Origin of the sequence: Streptomyces sp. NPDC004542 (assembly GCF_040610035.1) — a bacterium.
Classification (GTDB): domain Bacteria; phylum Actinomycetota; class Actinomycetes; order Streptomycetales; family Streptomycetaceae; genus Streptomyces.
Window position 1 is genome coordinate 1 of sequence record NZ_JBEXLP010000074.1, and the last position, 13342, is coordinate 13342.

A 13342-nucleotide genomic window follows, 5' to 3' on the forward strand; every position below is an offset into this window, starting at 1 on the left:
CGCCGCCGCGGTCGCGTGGGGCGGGCGGCCCCCGGGCCCGCCCCCTGACCACCGGAAACGGAGCCCCGTGTGACCACCTTCGACGTCAACGCCGCCCGCGCCCAGCGCCTGGAGGCCCTCGGCCGCGACTGGACCTTCGCACTGGACGGCGACACCTTCGCCCTGCCCACCGAGCTGACCCGCGCCACCGCGCGCAAGCTGCGCGACCTCGACGACAACGACGTGGACGGACTGCTCCGGCTCCTCCTCGGCGAGCAGCAGTTCACCCGCTTCGAGCAGCACGACGTCACCATGCAGGACATCGCCGCGATCCTGGAGGCCTACGGCAAGGAGACGGGGCTGGGCCTGGGGGAAGACTGAGCCTCGGCGAGCTCGTCGAAGAGCACGCCGAGGCCCTGGAGGCGGACCTGCTCCGCCACTACGGCGTCGACCTCCTGGACTGGCACCGCGGCCGGCTCACCTCACGCCGGCTCGCGGTGCTCGTCCGGCACCTGCCGCGGGACAGCGCGCTGCTGCGGGAAGTGCAGGGCGAGGCCGCCGAGTGGTCCCTGACCGACCACCTGTTGGCCGCCGTGGTCGACCAACTCGCGCAGGCCAACTGGATGTTCGCCACCGTCAACCAGGACGAGGACGCGGAGTCCCTGGATCCTCCGGAGCCGCTGCCGCGCCCCGGTTCGGCCCAGGAGGCGGACACCCTGCCGAGTCCGCAGGAGATGGCCCGGTTCCTCGCCTGACCGGCGACGGGTTGCCCGAGCGACGCCGCCGCCGTCACACCAGCGCCTTGATCACACCCGCGATCGCGGCGATCACCACGCCCGCGACGGCCGAGGCGGTGTGCGAGTGGGTCAGCTGGCAGGACACGCCGTGCTCATTGAGCCGGTGGACGCGACGGACTCTGCCCCGAGCCCAGAGCGCCCACCAGACGAAGAGCGAAAACAGCGCCCAGGCGGTCACACCTCACACCCCCCTCTCCCCGTGCGGAATCGTAAGGTTTCGCCTGAAGGGACGCCCGTGGACGGCACTGATCCCGTACGTCATCATGAAGTGCCTCGGACAGCTGGTGGCTACCGGACGGGAGCGACGTAGTGGGCGGTGCCCTGGTTCTGGCACTCATCATGGCTGTCGTGTCCACCGGCGTGGGATACACCGTCGTACACACGGCCCGTCGGCACCGCCAGGGCCTTCGCCTGCGCGAGTCCGGCGCGGAAACGACGGGAACCTGTACGTCACTGTCCTGGGATCAGGACTACGTCTCGGTGCACTTCTCCTACCGTCTTCCGGACGGCACCGAGCACGAGGCCGAGTCGTTTCCGATGGGTCACACGACCGTGGTGCCCGGCGCGGACGTGACCGTGGTGTACGACCCCGCCGTCCCGACGACGGCCGAACTGCGGGAGTGCCTGGAACCCGCCCTCCGTGTCCGACGGCGCCAACTGGTGGGTGTCACACCGGTCGCGCTCTTCCTCGCCGTCCTCGACGTCTGGATCGTCCTCGGCCTGCTCGGCCTCTGACACCTGCTTTCCCCGTCACCCCCTGACCGCGGCGGTCAGGGGTTCTTCGTCGCACCCTGCTCACGCACGGAGGTATCACGTGTCATCCCACAGCCAGCCTTACGACCCGGCCACTGTGCGGCTCGCCGCCGCACAGCAGGCGCAGCAGACGACAGCGTCCATCCTGGCGAATCAACTGCCCAAGTTCAAAGGCGAGTTGTTCAAAGACATCCAAGGCACGCTCGCCAAGGTCGACGGTCAGGTGGCCACTCTCAGCGCCCAGTTCCTCAAGTTCGACCAGTCGCTGTTCAAGTGGGACGAGAAAGGGCTCACCTTTGCCGGACGACCTATCGGCCCTGGCAAGAAATGGTCACTCGAGAACGCCGTCTACGGCAGAAGCGACCGGCGGGAGAAGGAAGAGAAGGCAGAGAAGGACGCGGCGGAGGCAAAAGCCGCCGCGGCCACGCGGCAGCGGGAGCGCGAACGGGTCAAGAAGTTCGAGGACGAGCTCAACCGGCAGGTCCGCGCCGCCCGGACCGGCGCCCACCAGGCGCAGGAGGACGCGCGCAGGGCCCAGCAGGACTCCCGACGCGCCGACAACCTGCTGCGCAGCGCGGACCAGAGTGCCCGCCTGGCCGCCCGATCCGCCACACAGGCGAGCCGCAGCCTGGCCGCGCTGGAGGCGCGTGTCGACGATCTGGAGGCACGTATCTGAGCCACCCCGTGACGTGCCGCCCCGGCACCTCACCGATTCCTGACCCGAGGAGACATCCGTATGTCCCTGATACAGAAACTGCGCACCGCGGACGGTGCCTTCAGCCGGTTCGCCTCGGCGGCCGGCCGCGCCGCCACTTCCACGGGCGGGTTCAAGACGGCTGTCGCCCAGGCCGACAGCTCACTGGCCAGGACCAAGAGCTCCAACGACAAGTTCAAGTCCTCCCTCGAGCACCTCAAAACCTCCTCCGGCGGCGCCAAGAACGCCCTTCGTGACGTCAAGCGCCAGTCCGACGCCGTCGAGAAGTCCGTCGGCAACGCCGGCAAGAAGGCGACGGCCGGGGGCACCTCCATGAAGGGGTTCGGGTCGGGGCTGAAGGGGGCGACGCTCGCGCAGAAGGGGCTCAACACCGCCATGAAGGCCAACGCCTTCGGGCTGATCATGGCGCTGCTCGCCCCGCTCATCTCCAAGTTCATCAACATGGACAAGGTCTCCGCCGCCCTCGCCAAGGGCGTCAAGTGGGCCTGGAACGCCATCTACAGCGCCATCAAGAACCACGCCGGACCGATCAAGTCGGTGCTGAAGGGCATCATCAACGCCTTCACCGCGCTGCCGCGCGCCTACATCGGCGGACTCAACGCCATGATCGGCGCCCTGAACCGCATCCACGTCAAGATCCCCGACTGGGTCCCCCACTTCGGCGGCCGGGAGTTCGGCATCCACCTGCCGATGCTCCCCAACATCCCCACCCTCGCGAAGGGCGGCGTCGTGCCCGCCCGCCGCGGCGGCACCCTCGCCCTGCTCGCCGAGGCCGGCGAGCCCGAGGCCGTCATCCCGCTGTCGAAGCTGGAGCGGGTCCTCGGCTCGGGCGGCGGGATGCACCGGCTCGCCGCCGCCGTCGAGAAGCTCGCCGAGCGGCCCGTGCACGTCGAGGTGGACTCCCAAGTCATCGCCCGCGCCGTCCTCGTCGGACAGCGCCAGCTCGCCCGGAGGTGAGAGGAGCAACCATGGCCAGGAACCTGTGGATCGGACGGCCCGGCTTCCTGCGGGAGATCGCCCAGGCCGCGAAGAGCTGGGACCGCACCGCCGATCTGAACGTCACCGAGTTCAAGTCCCTCGAGGGGAACATCACCACCGTCGCGACGGCACGCACCGTGCGCCGGCTCAAACTGTCCTGGGACGCCCTGCCCCCGGGCGACGCCCAGCACCTCACCCGGCTGGCCCGCCGGGTCAACGAGCCCGGCTTCCAGGGCGGTCCGCAGCCCCCGTACGGGCCGCTGGCCCTGCTCGACCCGGCGTCCGTGAACCTGCTCGACCCTTACCAGGCGGCCGCCCAGAGCACCCGGTCCAGCGGTACCGACCACTGGTTCACGGTGCAGGGCACGGTCGTCATCAGCCCGTCCCTCGCGGCCACCGTCGTCGCCGACTTCCAGGACGCGGCCGGCCGCCTCGGCTGGCGGCACGGGGTGTGGACCGGGTGGCCGGTGATGCCCGGCATGCAGGTGTCGTGGCTGCTGCCGCCCGACTGGAGTGCGGCGACCGCCACCGCCCAGCTCGACTGGAAGGCAGTCGACGGGACGTACCTCGCCTCCACGTCCGCGAACGACAGCGGCGTCACCGGGACCGCCCCGGCCGGCGCCGCCTTCGTCACCCCGGTCGGCGGACCGGGCGCCACCGGCCTCTACGGGCTCGCCGGCGCCTGCCTCACCATCGGCGAGCCGGCCACCGCGTTCGCGCTCGGCGACGGCTGCCCGGCCATGAGCCTCACCGGCTACACCGACCTGCCCGCCGCCCCGCTGCCGTACCGGAACGTCAGCCTCGACCTGGTGGAGGTGCGCGGTGCTCAGCTCTGACCCGGCACTGGACGACGCCCTCGCCGCCCCCGACCGCACCCCGGCGCACGCCACCCGGTGCGGCGGCCGGGACCTGGGTCCCCAGGTGCAGTCCTGGAAGGCCGAACGCGCCTACAGCACCGACCTGCCCGAAGCGCTGCGCGCCTTCTCCGGCAGCGCCTCCGCCCAGCTGGAGCTCCAGCTCGGCGGGGCCGGCGGGACACCCGCGCCCCAGCTGTACTCGGCGTGGGCCGGACGCGCCACCGGCGACGCCGTACGCCCCGGCCAGTCCGTCGTCCACGAGACAGGCCTGCTCGGCGCGACCCTGCCCGCCTTCCGCGGGACCGTCCGCTCCCGCACCGCGGCCTCCGGCACCGACACCGTCACCGTGCAGGCGCTGGACGGCGCCGAGCGGCTGCGCGGACCGGCCCTGCTGCCCCGGCCGTACCAGGGCCTGATGTACGCCCGGCCCGTGGCGAGCGCCACCTGGTGCGTGGACGAGCTGCTGCGCCAGGGCGGCATCCACACCTGCCCGCCGCCCCGCGCGCCCGCGGTGAGCACCGATGTCACCGCCCCCTTCACCGCCCTGTACGCCTCCCTGCACGGCGGCTTCGACGCCACCCACGGCCAGCCGGAGACACTGCCCGACCCGGCGTCGTACTCCTGGATCCGGGACGGCGCGCCGCACGAGATGGCCCTGATGCCGGCCGCCCCCGGGCTGGCGGTGTCCTGGATGCCCCGGTCCCGGTTCGTGGTGGCCGGCAAGGTGTTCCAGGCCGAGCTGCACGTGAACACGGCCCGTGCCGTGGGCAGCACGCTGGAGCTGAAGCTGGTCTTCGACCGCAGCGCGGGCGCTTACGGCAACTACGCCCTGAACGTGGACTTCGCGGCCGGCACCGTGAAGATCACCTCCGGGACGGTCGGCGGCAGCGGCCAGGTCTACACCTGGACCGTGCCGAAGCTGGCGTCCCTCAAGGGCGCCTGGCACCTGGGTTTCACGGTGGACACCCGGGCCGGGACCACGTCCGCCGCCACACCGGCGACCGTGTACCCGCGGCTGACCGCGCCCGACGGCGAGTACGTCGTGCCCTCCACCGGGCCCGGCACGTTCAGCGCCTCCTCCTCCACCCAGCCGCCGTCCGAGCTCTACCGGATCGACCTGACGACGGACGTGGCCGTGGAGTGCCTCCAGGTCACCGACCGGGTCTGGCCCGACCTCGACTCCTACACCGCAGACGAGTTCGAGCAGCGGGGCCGCTGGACCAAGGCCGCCGAACTGGACGACGTCACGGTCCCCCTGTTCGACGTCCCGAAGGCCTCCGGCTCCCAGTGGGACGTGATCACCGAGATCGCCCGGGCCACCATGTCCACGGCCGAGTTCGACGAGCAGGGCGTCTTCCGCTGGCGCGGCCCGGGACGGTTCCAGAAGGTGCCCGCGCGGCCGGACGTGACCGTCACGACCCGTCGGGACATCGCCTCGCTCACCGTCTCCGAAGAGATCGACGCCTGCCGCAACCACTGCGAACAGCCCTACCAGGACTACACCGCGGTACGCGCCGCCAACGGCAGCACGACCACCGACACCGCCGTACGGGAGATCAAGCCGGGCACGGCGGTCGAGGTGGCGTACGCCATGGCCGACGACGAGCTGGACATCGGCCCCCTCCAGATCGAGGACGACGCGTCGACGACGACCGGGCACAAGGTCCGCTTCGGCAGCGCGGCCACCGGCGGCACCTCGGTCAAGGGCAACGTCACGGTCAGCGCCCGCCGCGACGGCCCGAACTACATCGTCCGGTTCGTCAACCACGGCACGGCGAGCGTGTGGACGGTGACCAAGGACGGCAAGCCGTCGGTGCAGATCGTGCCGCAGAAGCGGACCGCGGACCCGGCCCAGCGCACGGCCCTCTGGTACAACACCACGAGCCAGAGGTACTACGGCAAGCAGGTCTACCAGGCGCCCGCGAGCGACTGGGTGCAGCAGCTCCAGGTGGCCTCCGACCTCTCCCACGCCATGCTCGACGCCGGCCGCTACCCGGTCCCCGTGCTCGGCGAGGTGGACGTCCTGCACGACCCGCGCATCCAACTCGGCGACGTCGTCAGGGTGGTGGACAGCACCGGTGCCGCGCTGGACACCCTCGCCTGGGTCGTCGGCATCCGCACCACCTGCCAGGCGGGCTCGGTACCGCAGCAGACGCTGACCCTGCGCGGCACCTCCTACAACGGCGTCCCCGTGGACACCGGCCTCACGCCGGACCCGCCCGTGGACCCGCAGTACGGCACCCGGCGCAGCTACGCCCTGGTCACCGCCCAGTTCCCGACCCTGGACGACCTCACGCGGAGCAAGCTCAGCTACCGGGAGCTGCTCCAGCCGCCGGGAGGTGCCGCATGAGCGACCAGCTCGACCAGCTTCCGGCAGACGTCCCCGCACAGGGCGACCCGGCACCGGGCGACTCCGCCCAGGACGGCGACACCGCCACCCCCGTGCCGGTGGACAGCGCCACCGCGCGCTCGGGCGACGACGGCAGCCCGTACGACACGCTCCCGCCCGCCCTCGGTACCTGACGTCCCCGGCACCTGACCGTCCTCTCGGCACCTGACCGCCCCCGCCCGCACACCGCAAGGAGGAGCCGTCATGGCCCTGCTCACCCCGCTCGGCAGTCTGCCCTACCCGCAGCCCGCCGACGCCGCGAACGTCCCGCAGCACATCCAGTCCCTCGCCGAGGCCGTCGACGGCCGCACCGTGCTGCGGTTCGCCGACGCCGCCACCCGCGACACGAAGGTCACGTCCCCGGTGGCCGGCATGCTCGTCTGGCTCAGCACGCCCAAGCAGTTCTGGTACCACACGGGCACCGCCTGGGCGCAGCTCACCCCCGGCCCGGTCCACAAGGCCAACACCACCACCGGCACGACGACGTCCACGTCCTTCGTGGAGACCCTCACCGGCTCCACCGGCGACCCGACCGCCGTCACCTTCACCGCCCCGGCCTCCGGCACCGTGCTGGTCACGGTCGGCGCCCGGATCAACAGCAGCGCGGCGACCGCCTGTTACGTCTCCGCCAACGTCCGCCTCGGCACGACCGTCACGCTCGCGGCCGCGGACACCCGGGCAGCCGTCTCCTACGGCACCGACCTGTGCTCCGCCACCACCCAGTTCCAGGTGACCGGCCTGACGGTGAACAGCTCGTACACCGCCACCCTCGCCTACAGGTCCGCCGCCACCAGCAGCACCGCGACCTTCACCAACCGTTTCGTGACCGTCACCCCCGTCACCTGAGGACGTCATGGCCACTCCCCTCACCCCGGACGCCTTCGTGCGCGCCCTGCGCGCCGAGGGCGTCGTCGTCCGCGAGCACGGCGACTGGCGGACGCACAACCGCAACCACAAGGGCCCCTGGGGCCCCGTCAACGGCGTGATGCTCCACCACACCGCCGGCTCCGACAGCCTCCGCCTCTGCATCGACGGCACGCCCGTCCTGCCCGGGCCGCTGTGCACCGGCCTGGTCACCAAGGACGGCACCGTGCACCTGGTGGGATACGGCCGTACCAACCACGCCGGTTCCGGCTCCACCGCCGTGCTGTCCGCCGTGGTCGCCGAGCAGACCCCACCGCCCGCCCCCGGCCCGGACGCCGTGGACGGCAACGCCCACTTCTACGGCTTCGAGATCGAGAACCTCGGGACCGGCCGCGACCCGTACCCGGCCGCCCAACTCGACGCCGTGGAACGCCTGTCGGCCGCCCTGTGCCGCGCCCACGGCTGGTCCGCGGCCGGCGTGATCGGCCACAAGGAGTGGACGCGGCGCAAGATCGACCCGTCCTTCTCCATGCCGGGCATGCGCACCAGGATCGACGCCCGCCTCAGGCTGCGACCGGCCCCCGGCCCGACCTCGTACGAACCCTTCCCCGGCGCCGCCTACTTCGTCCCCGGCCGCCGCGGCCCCCTGATCACCGCGGTCGGCCGGCGCCTCGTCGCCGAGGGCTGCGGCCGGTACACCGTGGGCCCCGGCCCGGTGTGGGGCGCCGCGGACATCCGCTCCTACGCCGCCTGGCAGCGCCGGCTCGGCTACAGCGGCCCGGCCGCCGACGGCGTCCCCGGCCGCGCGAGCTGGGACCTGCTGCGCGTACCGCGCACCGGCTGAGGAGGCCGCCCGATGAGCGATGCCACGCACCTGGGTGATGCCACCCGCCGCACCCTGCGGACGTCCCTGCAGACGCTGGTCGCGCTCCTGCCGCTGCTCGCCGGAGAACCGTCGGCCGGGAACGCGCCCGCCGTCGCGGGTGTGGTGGCGGTCGCCGCCGCCCTCACCCGCGTCATGGCCCTGCCGGAGGTGGAACGCATCCTGCCCCGCCGGCTGCGCAAGGAGGGCTCACCGTGACGGCCCGCGAAGCGGAGGGAGTCGCCCTGGAACTGGAACGCCTGCGCCGCTCGGTCGACGTCGGCTTCGCCACCACCCGGGGCGACCTCGCCCTGCTCCTCCAGCGCGCCGACCAGACCGACAAGACCCTCGGCGAGCACGAGGAACGCCTCGACGCCCTGGAACGCACCCGCTGGCCGCTGCCCTCCCTCGCCGCGCTCACCTCCTGCACGGCACTCGCGGTGACGCTGTGGGAGGCGGCCCACCGATGACGGCCCGCCCGCTGTGGGGTGAGGCGCACGCCCGCCCCACAGCGGCCTCAAAGATTTACCGAACTCACGTACAACCCTTACGTCCCACCACACGTCTCCTGATCACCGACCGCTCCCGTGCGCAGCGCGAAGCGCGAGAGCCGCACCTCCGAACGGTCGCACCCACCGACTGCGGATGCCCGCCGGGCATCCCCGCATGCAGCAGGAGACCCCGCATGCACAAACCCCTGCGACTCGCCCTCGCGACGGCCACCGCTGCCGCGCTGACGGGCGGTCTGCTCACCTTCGCCGCGACGACCGCCTCGGCCGCGGACTCCGCCAGGGTCGCGAAGGCCGACTTCAACGGCGACGGCACCGGCGACGTGGTGACCTCCGCCCCCACCGCCTACGTCAGCGGACACAAGGGCGCCGGCCAGATCGTCGCCCTGTACGGCTCCGCCTCCGGCATCAGCTCCGCCAAGCGCGCCACCCTCAGCCAGAACACCGCCGGCGTCCCGGGCACCGCCGAGACCGGTGACATGTTCGGCGGGGCGCTGGCGTACGCCGACTTCAACGGTGACGGCTACGACGACCTCGCCGTCGGCTCTCCGCGGGAGAAGGTCGGCACCGACACCGACGGCGGCGCCCTCGCCATCCTCTGGGGCTCGGCGAGCGGCCTCACCGGCAAGGGCGTCGACGTCCCCGACCCGGCCGCCGGCTCCCACGACCGCTGGGGCAAGAACCTGGCCGCCGGCGACTTCGACGGCGACGGCAGGGCGGACCTGGCCGTCGGCAACTCCTCCCACACGATCTACGTCTACAAGGGCGGCTTCAGCAACTCCGGCACGCCCGGCGGCCGCACCACCGTCAAGCCGCCCATCATGAACGGCAGCAACGACTCCCCGGACGGCCCGATCAACCTGACCGCAGGCGACGTCAACGGCGACGGCCGCACCGACCTGATCGTCGACGGGTACGAGACGCGGACCGGCAACGGCTGGAACACCAACTACTGGCTGCCCGGCACAACGAACGGGCTGAGCGTGTCCTCCGCCAAGGTCCTCAAGTCCGGCATCGTCACGGGCGTCGGCGACATCAACGGCGACGGCTTCGGCGACATCGTCAGCGGCGCCGCCTGGGACACCCGGACCGAGGACGGCACCGCCGTCCCCGACAGCGCCAAGGGCGGCCGGGTGGCCATCACCTACGGCACGGCCTCCGGCCCCGGCACGACCAAGTCCGTCAACCAGAACACCGGCAACGTGCCCGGCACCTCGGAGACCGGCGACCACTTCGGGTGGGACCTCGACCTCGGCGACATCAACGGCGACGGCTACCAGGACCTCGTCGTCAGCTCCCCGATGGAGGACATCGGCGGCGTCACCGACACCGGCCAGGTCACCGTCCTGTACGGCTCCGCCACCGGCGTCAACACCGCCTCCGGCACCCAGTCCTTCGCCCAGAGCACCGCCGGCGTACCCGGCAGCGACGAGAAGACCGACCTGTTCGGCGTCGACGTCAAGCTCGACGACATCACCCACGACGGCAAGGCCGACCTGGTCGTCGGCTCGTACGAGAACGGCGGCGACGGCGCGCTGACCTACCTGCCGTCCAACGGCACCAAGATCACCACGACCGGCTCCCGCGCCATCTCCGCGAGCGCCGCCGGCGTGTCCACGACGGGCAACCCGCAGTTCGGCACCCTCTTCGCCGACTGAGGCGCCCTGCCCGCCGTACCCCTCCGCCACACCCACGGGGGACGGGCCCACGGCCACCCGCCCGGTCCCGTCCCCACCGCTCCCAGGAAAGTCCCCGCCTTGCGCAAGCCCACCCTCCTGCTGGCCGCCACCCTCACCACCGGCCTGCTCACCGCCGCCCTCCCCGCCACCACGGCCACCGCCGCCCCCTCCGGCCTGTCCGGCGACTTCAACGGCGACGGCTACCGGGACGTCGCCATCGGCGCCGCCGGCACCCAGGTCGGCTCCGCGCAGCTGGCCGGCGCCGTCGTCGTGCTCTACGGCTCGTCCTCCGGCGTCTCGGCCGCCCGCCGGACCGTGATCACCCAGAACTCCGCCGGCGTCCCCGGCACGGCCGAGGAACTGGACGGCTTCGGCTCCGCCCTGGCCGCCGGCGACCTGGACGGCGACGGCTACTCCGACCTCGTCGTCAGCGCCCCCGGCGAGACCATCGGCGACCGGGACGGCGTCGGCTCCGTCACCGTCCTGTGGGGCGGCAAGTCCGGCCTGTCCGGCGGTGCCACGCTGCCGCAGCCGTCCTCGCTCGCCGAGTGGGGCGGCTTCGGCTCCGCCCTCGCGGCCGGCGACTTCGACGGCGACGGCAGATACGACGTCACCGCCACCGGGCAGAGCCACACCCGCCTGTGGCGGGGGCCGTTCACCCGCACCGGCACCCCGGCGATCCAGTCCTCGGTCGGCGAGCTCGGCACCACGTACGAGGTCACCGCCGGCGACCTGAACGGCGACCGCGCCGCCGAGCGCGTGTACCCGTTCGCCACGGACGCCGACCAGGGCGGGGACGTCGACTACTTCACCTGGACCGGCACCAGGTTCGCCATGAAGTACCTGCCGAACGCCGACGGCTTCGCGGGCTCGGTCGCCGACATCAACGGCGACGGCTACGGCGACCTCGTCCTCGGCGACCACCAGGACCCCTCCCGGTACAAGGCCTCCGGGCACAAGGGCGGGCAGATCAGCGTCTGGTACGGCGGCCCGAACGGCCCCGACCCCGCGCAGCAGCCCACGCTGATCAACCAGGACACCGCCGGCGTGCCCGGCACCGGCGAGGCCGACGACCTCTTCGGGGTGGCGCTGAGCACCGGCGACATCAACGGCGACGGCTACGCGGACGTCGCGGTCGGCGCCCACGGCGAGGACGTCGGCTCGGCCAGGGACGCCGGCTCCGTGACGATCCTGTTCGGCTCCGCCTCCGGCCTGAAGACGTCCGGCGCCAAGTCCTACACCCAGAACACCTCGGGCGTCCCCGGCACCGCCGAGACGGGGGACGACCTCGGCCAGTCCGTCCGCCTCGTCGACCTCGACCGGAACGGCAAGGCCGACCTCGTCGCGGGCGTCGGCGGCGAGAACGGCCACGGCGCCGTCACCGTCCTGCGCGGTTCCGCCTCCGGCCTGACCACCAGCGGCGCCAAATCCGTCACGGCCGCCGACGTCGCCCTCAAGGGCAACGGAAACTTCGGCTGGGCCATCGCCCAGTGACACCCCGACCGCTCCGCTCTCGGCAAGGGAACCCCATGCGCCTCAGCGCCGCCACCGCCGCCGTCCTCGCCGCGGCCCTGACCCCGCTCGCCCTCCCCGCCCCGGCCGCACACGCCGCCGGCACCGCCACCCCGTACGACTTCAACGGTGACGGCCGCGTCGACCTCGCCGTCGGCGCGCCCGGGGCCACCGTCGGCGGGCAGGCGAAGGCGGGCGCCGTGTCCGTCGTGTACGGCGGCCCGACCGGCCTGAGGACCTCCACCCGCACCCTGCTCACCCAGAACACCGCCGGCATACCCGGCACCGCCGAGGCGGGCGACGCCTTCGGTGCCGCCGTCGCCTCCGCCGACCTGAACCGGGACGGCTACGCCGACCTGCTGGCCGGCGCCCCCGGCGAGGACACCGACGGCGACACCAACGACGGCACGGTGGTCATCGTCTGGGGCTCCGCGTCGGGCCTCAGCGGCGCCCGGACCCTCGTGAACTACTGGCACACGGACGTCGACCGCTACGGACAGGCACTGGCCGCGGGCGACCTCGACGGCGACGGCGACCAGGACGTGGCGGTCGGCTCCACCGGCCCGGTCAACCTGTCCTTCGTGGGCGGCCCGATCAGCAGGTCCGGCGCCTTCGGAGGCGGTTCCGGCGCCTACTTCCCGAGCTCCTACTCGGACGCGTACGGCATCACGTCCCTGTCCCTCGGGACCGTACCGGCCTCCGGGCACACCACCCTGGTGGTGCACGGACGCCGGACCGGCACCGACGACGCGATCACCCACCTGGTGGCCGACCCCTCCATCAGCAACTACACCGACTGGATGACGGACCTGCCGGCCGGCTACGTCTCCGCGATCGGCGACATCGACCACGACGGGTACGCGGACATCGCCGTCGGCAACGACCGCGAGACCTCCGCCGACCCGGCGGGCGCCAAGGGCGGCAAGGTCACGGTCCTCTACGGCGGCCCCGAGGGCCGCGACACCTCCCGCACCCCGCTCGTCGTCGCCCAGGACACCACCGGCGTCCCCGGCACCGCCGAGACCGGCGACGCCTTCGGCAGCAGCGTCTTCCTGGGCGACCTCAACGGCGACGGCTACGCCGACCTGGCCGTCGGTGCGTCCGGCGAGGACTCCGGCGCCGGTGCCGTCACCGTCCTGTACGGCTCGGCCTCCGGCCTGAAGACGTCCGGCGCCAAGTCCTACACCCAGAACACCTCGGGCGTCCCCGGCACCGCCGAGAAGGGCGACCGCTTCGGCGCCCGCGTCCTGATCAGCGACCACTCCGGCGACCACCGCCCGGAGCTCACCGTGGGCGGCCCGGGCGAGAACTCCGGCGACGGCACGGTCTGGTCCCTGCGCGGCACGGCCACCGGCCCGACGACGACCGGCGCCCTGAGCTTCGGCCCGGCGGCCACCGGCGTCTCCACGGCGGGCGCACCGGCCTACGGCTCGGTACTGAACGGCTGA

General features: G+C 72.7%; 15 protein-coding genes. All 15 read left to right on the forward strand.

The features are described from left to right. Positions 1–69 precede the first annotated feature (69 nt). The 15 genes from ABZX30_RS29260 (at position 70) to ABZX30_RS29330 (ending at position 13342) form a co-directional block, all read left to right on the forward strand. Entirely contained in the window at positions 70–360 is a 291-nt protein-coding gene (locus tag ABZX30_RS29260) for a hypothetical protein (protein ID WP_355938639.1), read from the forward strand. Positions 361–407: 47 nt separating this feature from the next. After that, the gene (locus ABZX30_RS29265; protein ID WP_355938706.1) at positions 408–734 is read left to right on the forward strand and encodes a hypothetical protein; all 327 of its coding nucleotides are present in this window, start codon (positions 408–410) and stop codon (positions 732–734) included. Between the two features lie 381 nt (positions 735–1115). Continuing rightward, positions 1116–1511: a DUF3592 domain-containing protein gene (locus ABZX30_RS29270; protein WP_355938641.1), complete on the forward strand. Its 396-nt coding sequence runs from the start codon at positions 1116–1118 to the stop codon at positions 1509–1511. A gap of 79 nt (positions 1512–1590) precedes the next feature. Beyond that, complete coding sequence (locus tag ABZX30_RS29275; protein WP_355938643.1) at positions 1591–2205, forward strand: hypothetical protein; 615 nt, start codon at positions 1591–1593, stop codon at positions 2203–2205. 60 nt (positions 2206–2265) lie between these two features. Next, positions 2266–3201: a hypothetical protein gene (locus ABZX30_RS29280; protein WP_355938645.1), complete on the forward strand. Its 936-nt coding sequence runs from the start codon at positions 2266–2268 to the stop codon at positions 3199–3201. Positions 3202–3212: 11 nt separating this feature from the next. Continuing rightward, a complete protein-coding gene (locus tag ABZX30_RS29285) occupies positions 3213–4058 on the forward strand; it encodes a hypothetical protein (protein ID WP_355938647.1) in 846 nt (281 codons plus the stop codon). Continuing rightward, a complete protein-coding gene (locus ABZX30_RS29290) occupies positions 4045–6429 on the forward strand; it encodes a hypothetical protein (protein WP_355938649.1) in 2385 nt (794 codons plus the stop codon). The genes ABZX30_RS29285 and ABZX30_RS29290 overlap by 14 nt, the downstream gene beginning before the upstream one ends. Next, positions 6426–6602: a hypothetical protein gene (locus ABZX30_RS29295; RefSeq protein ID WP_355938651.1), complete on the forward strand. Its 177-nt coding sequence runs from the start codon at positions 6426–6428 to the stop codon at positions 6600–6602. The genes ABZX30_RS29290 and ABZX30_RS29295 overlap by 4 nt, the downstream gene beginning before the upstream one ends. Positions 6603–6672: 70 nt before the next feature. Next, on the forward strand, positions 6673–7314 hold the full coding sequence (locus tag ABZX30_RS29300; RefSeq protein ID WP_355938653.1) for a hypothetical protein: 642 nt from the start codon (positions 6673–6675) through the stop codon (positions 7312–7314). 7 nt (positions 7315–7321) lie between these two features. Continuing rightward, positions 7322–8176 (forward strand): peptidoglycan-binding protein, encoded by an 855-nt coding sequence (locus ABZX30_RS29305; protein ID WP_355938655.1) that lies wholly within the window; start codon positions 7322–7324, stop codon positions 8174–8176. A 12-nt stretch (positions 8177–8188) separates the two neighbouring features. After that, the gene (locus tag ABZX30_RS29310) at positions 8189–8413 is read left to right on the forward strand and encodes a hypothetical protein (RefSeq protein WP_355938657.1); all 225 of its coding nucleotides are present in this window, start codon (positions 8189–8191) and stop codon (positions 8411–8413) included. Continuing rightward, positions 8410–8664, forward strand: a complete 255-nt coding sequence (locus ABZX30_RS29315) for a hypothetical protein (protein ID WP_355938659.1) — start codon at positions 8410–8412, stop codon at positions 8662–8664. Before ABZX30_RS29310 ends, ABZX30_RS29315 begins: the two co-directional genes overlap by 4 nt. A gap of 215 nt (positions 8665–8879) precedes the next feature. Then, positions 8880–10361 carry an FG-GAP and VCBS repeat-containing protein gene (locus ABZX30_RS29320; RefSeq protein WP_355938661.1) on the forward strand — a complete coding sequence of 494 codons (1482 nt, stop codon included), beginning with the start codon at positions 8880–8882 and terminating at the stop codon, positions 10359–10361. Between the two features lie 99 nt (positions 10362–10460). Beyond that, positions 10461–11876, forward strand: coding sequence for an FG-GAP-like repeat-containing protein (locus ABZX30_RS29325; RefSeq protein ID WP_355938663.1), 1416 nt, complete (start codon positions 10461–10463; stop codon positions 11874–11876). Between the two features lie 35 nt (positions 11877–11911). Continuing rightward, positions 11912–13342 (forward strand): hypothetical protein, encoded by a 1431-nt coding sequence (locus ABZX30_RS29330; RefSeq protein WP_355938665.1) that lies wholly within the window; start codon positions 11912–11914, stop codon positions 13340–13342.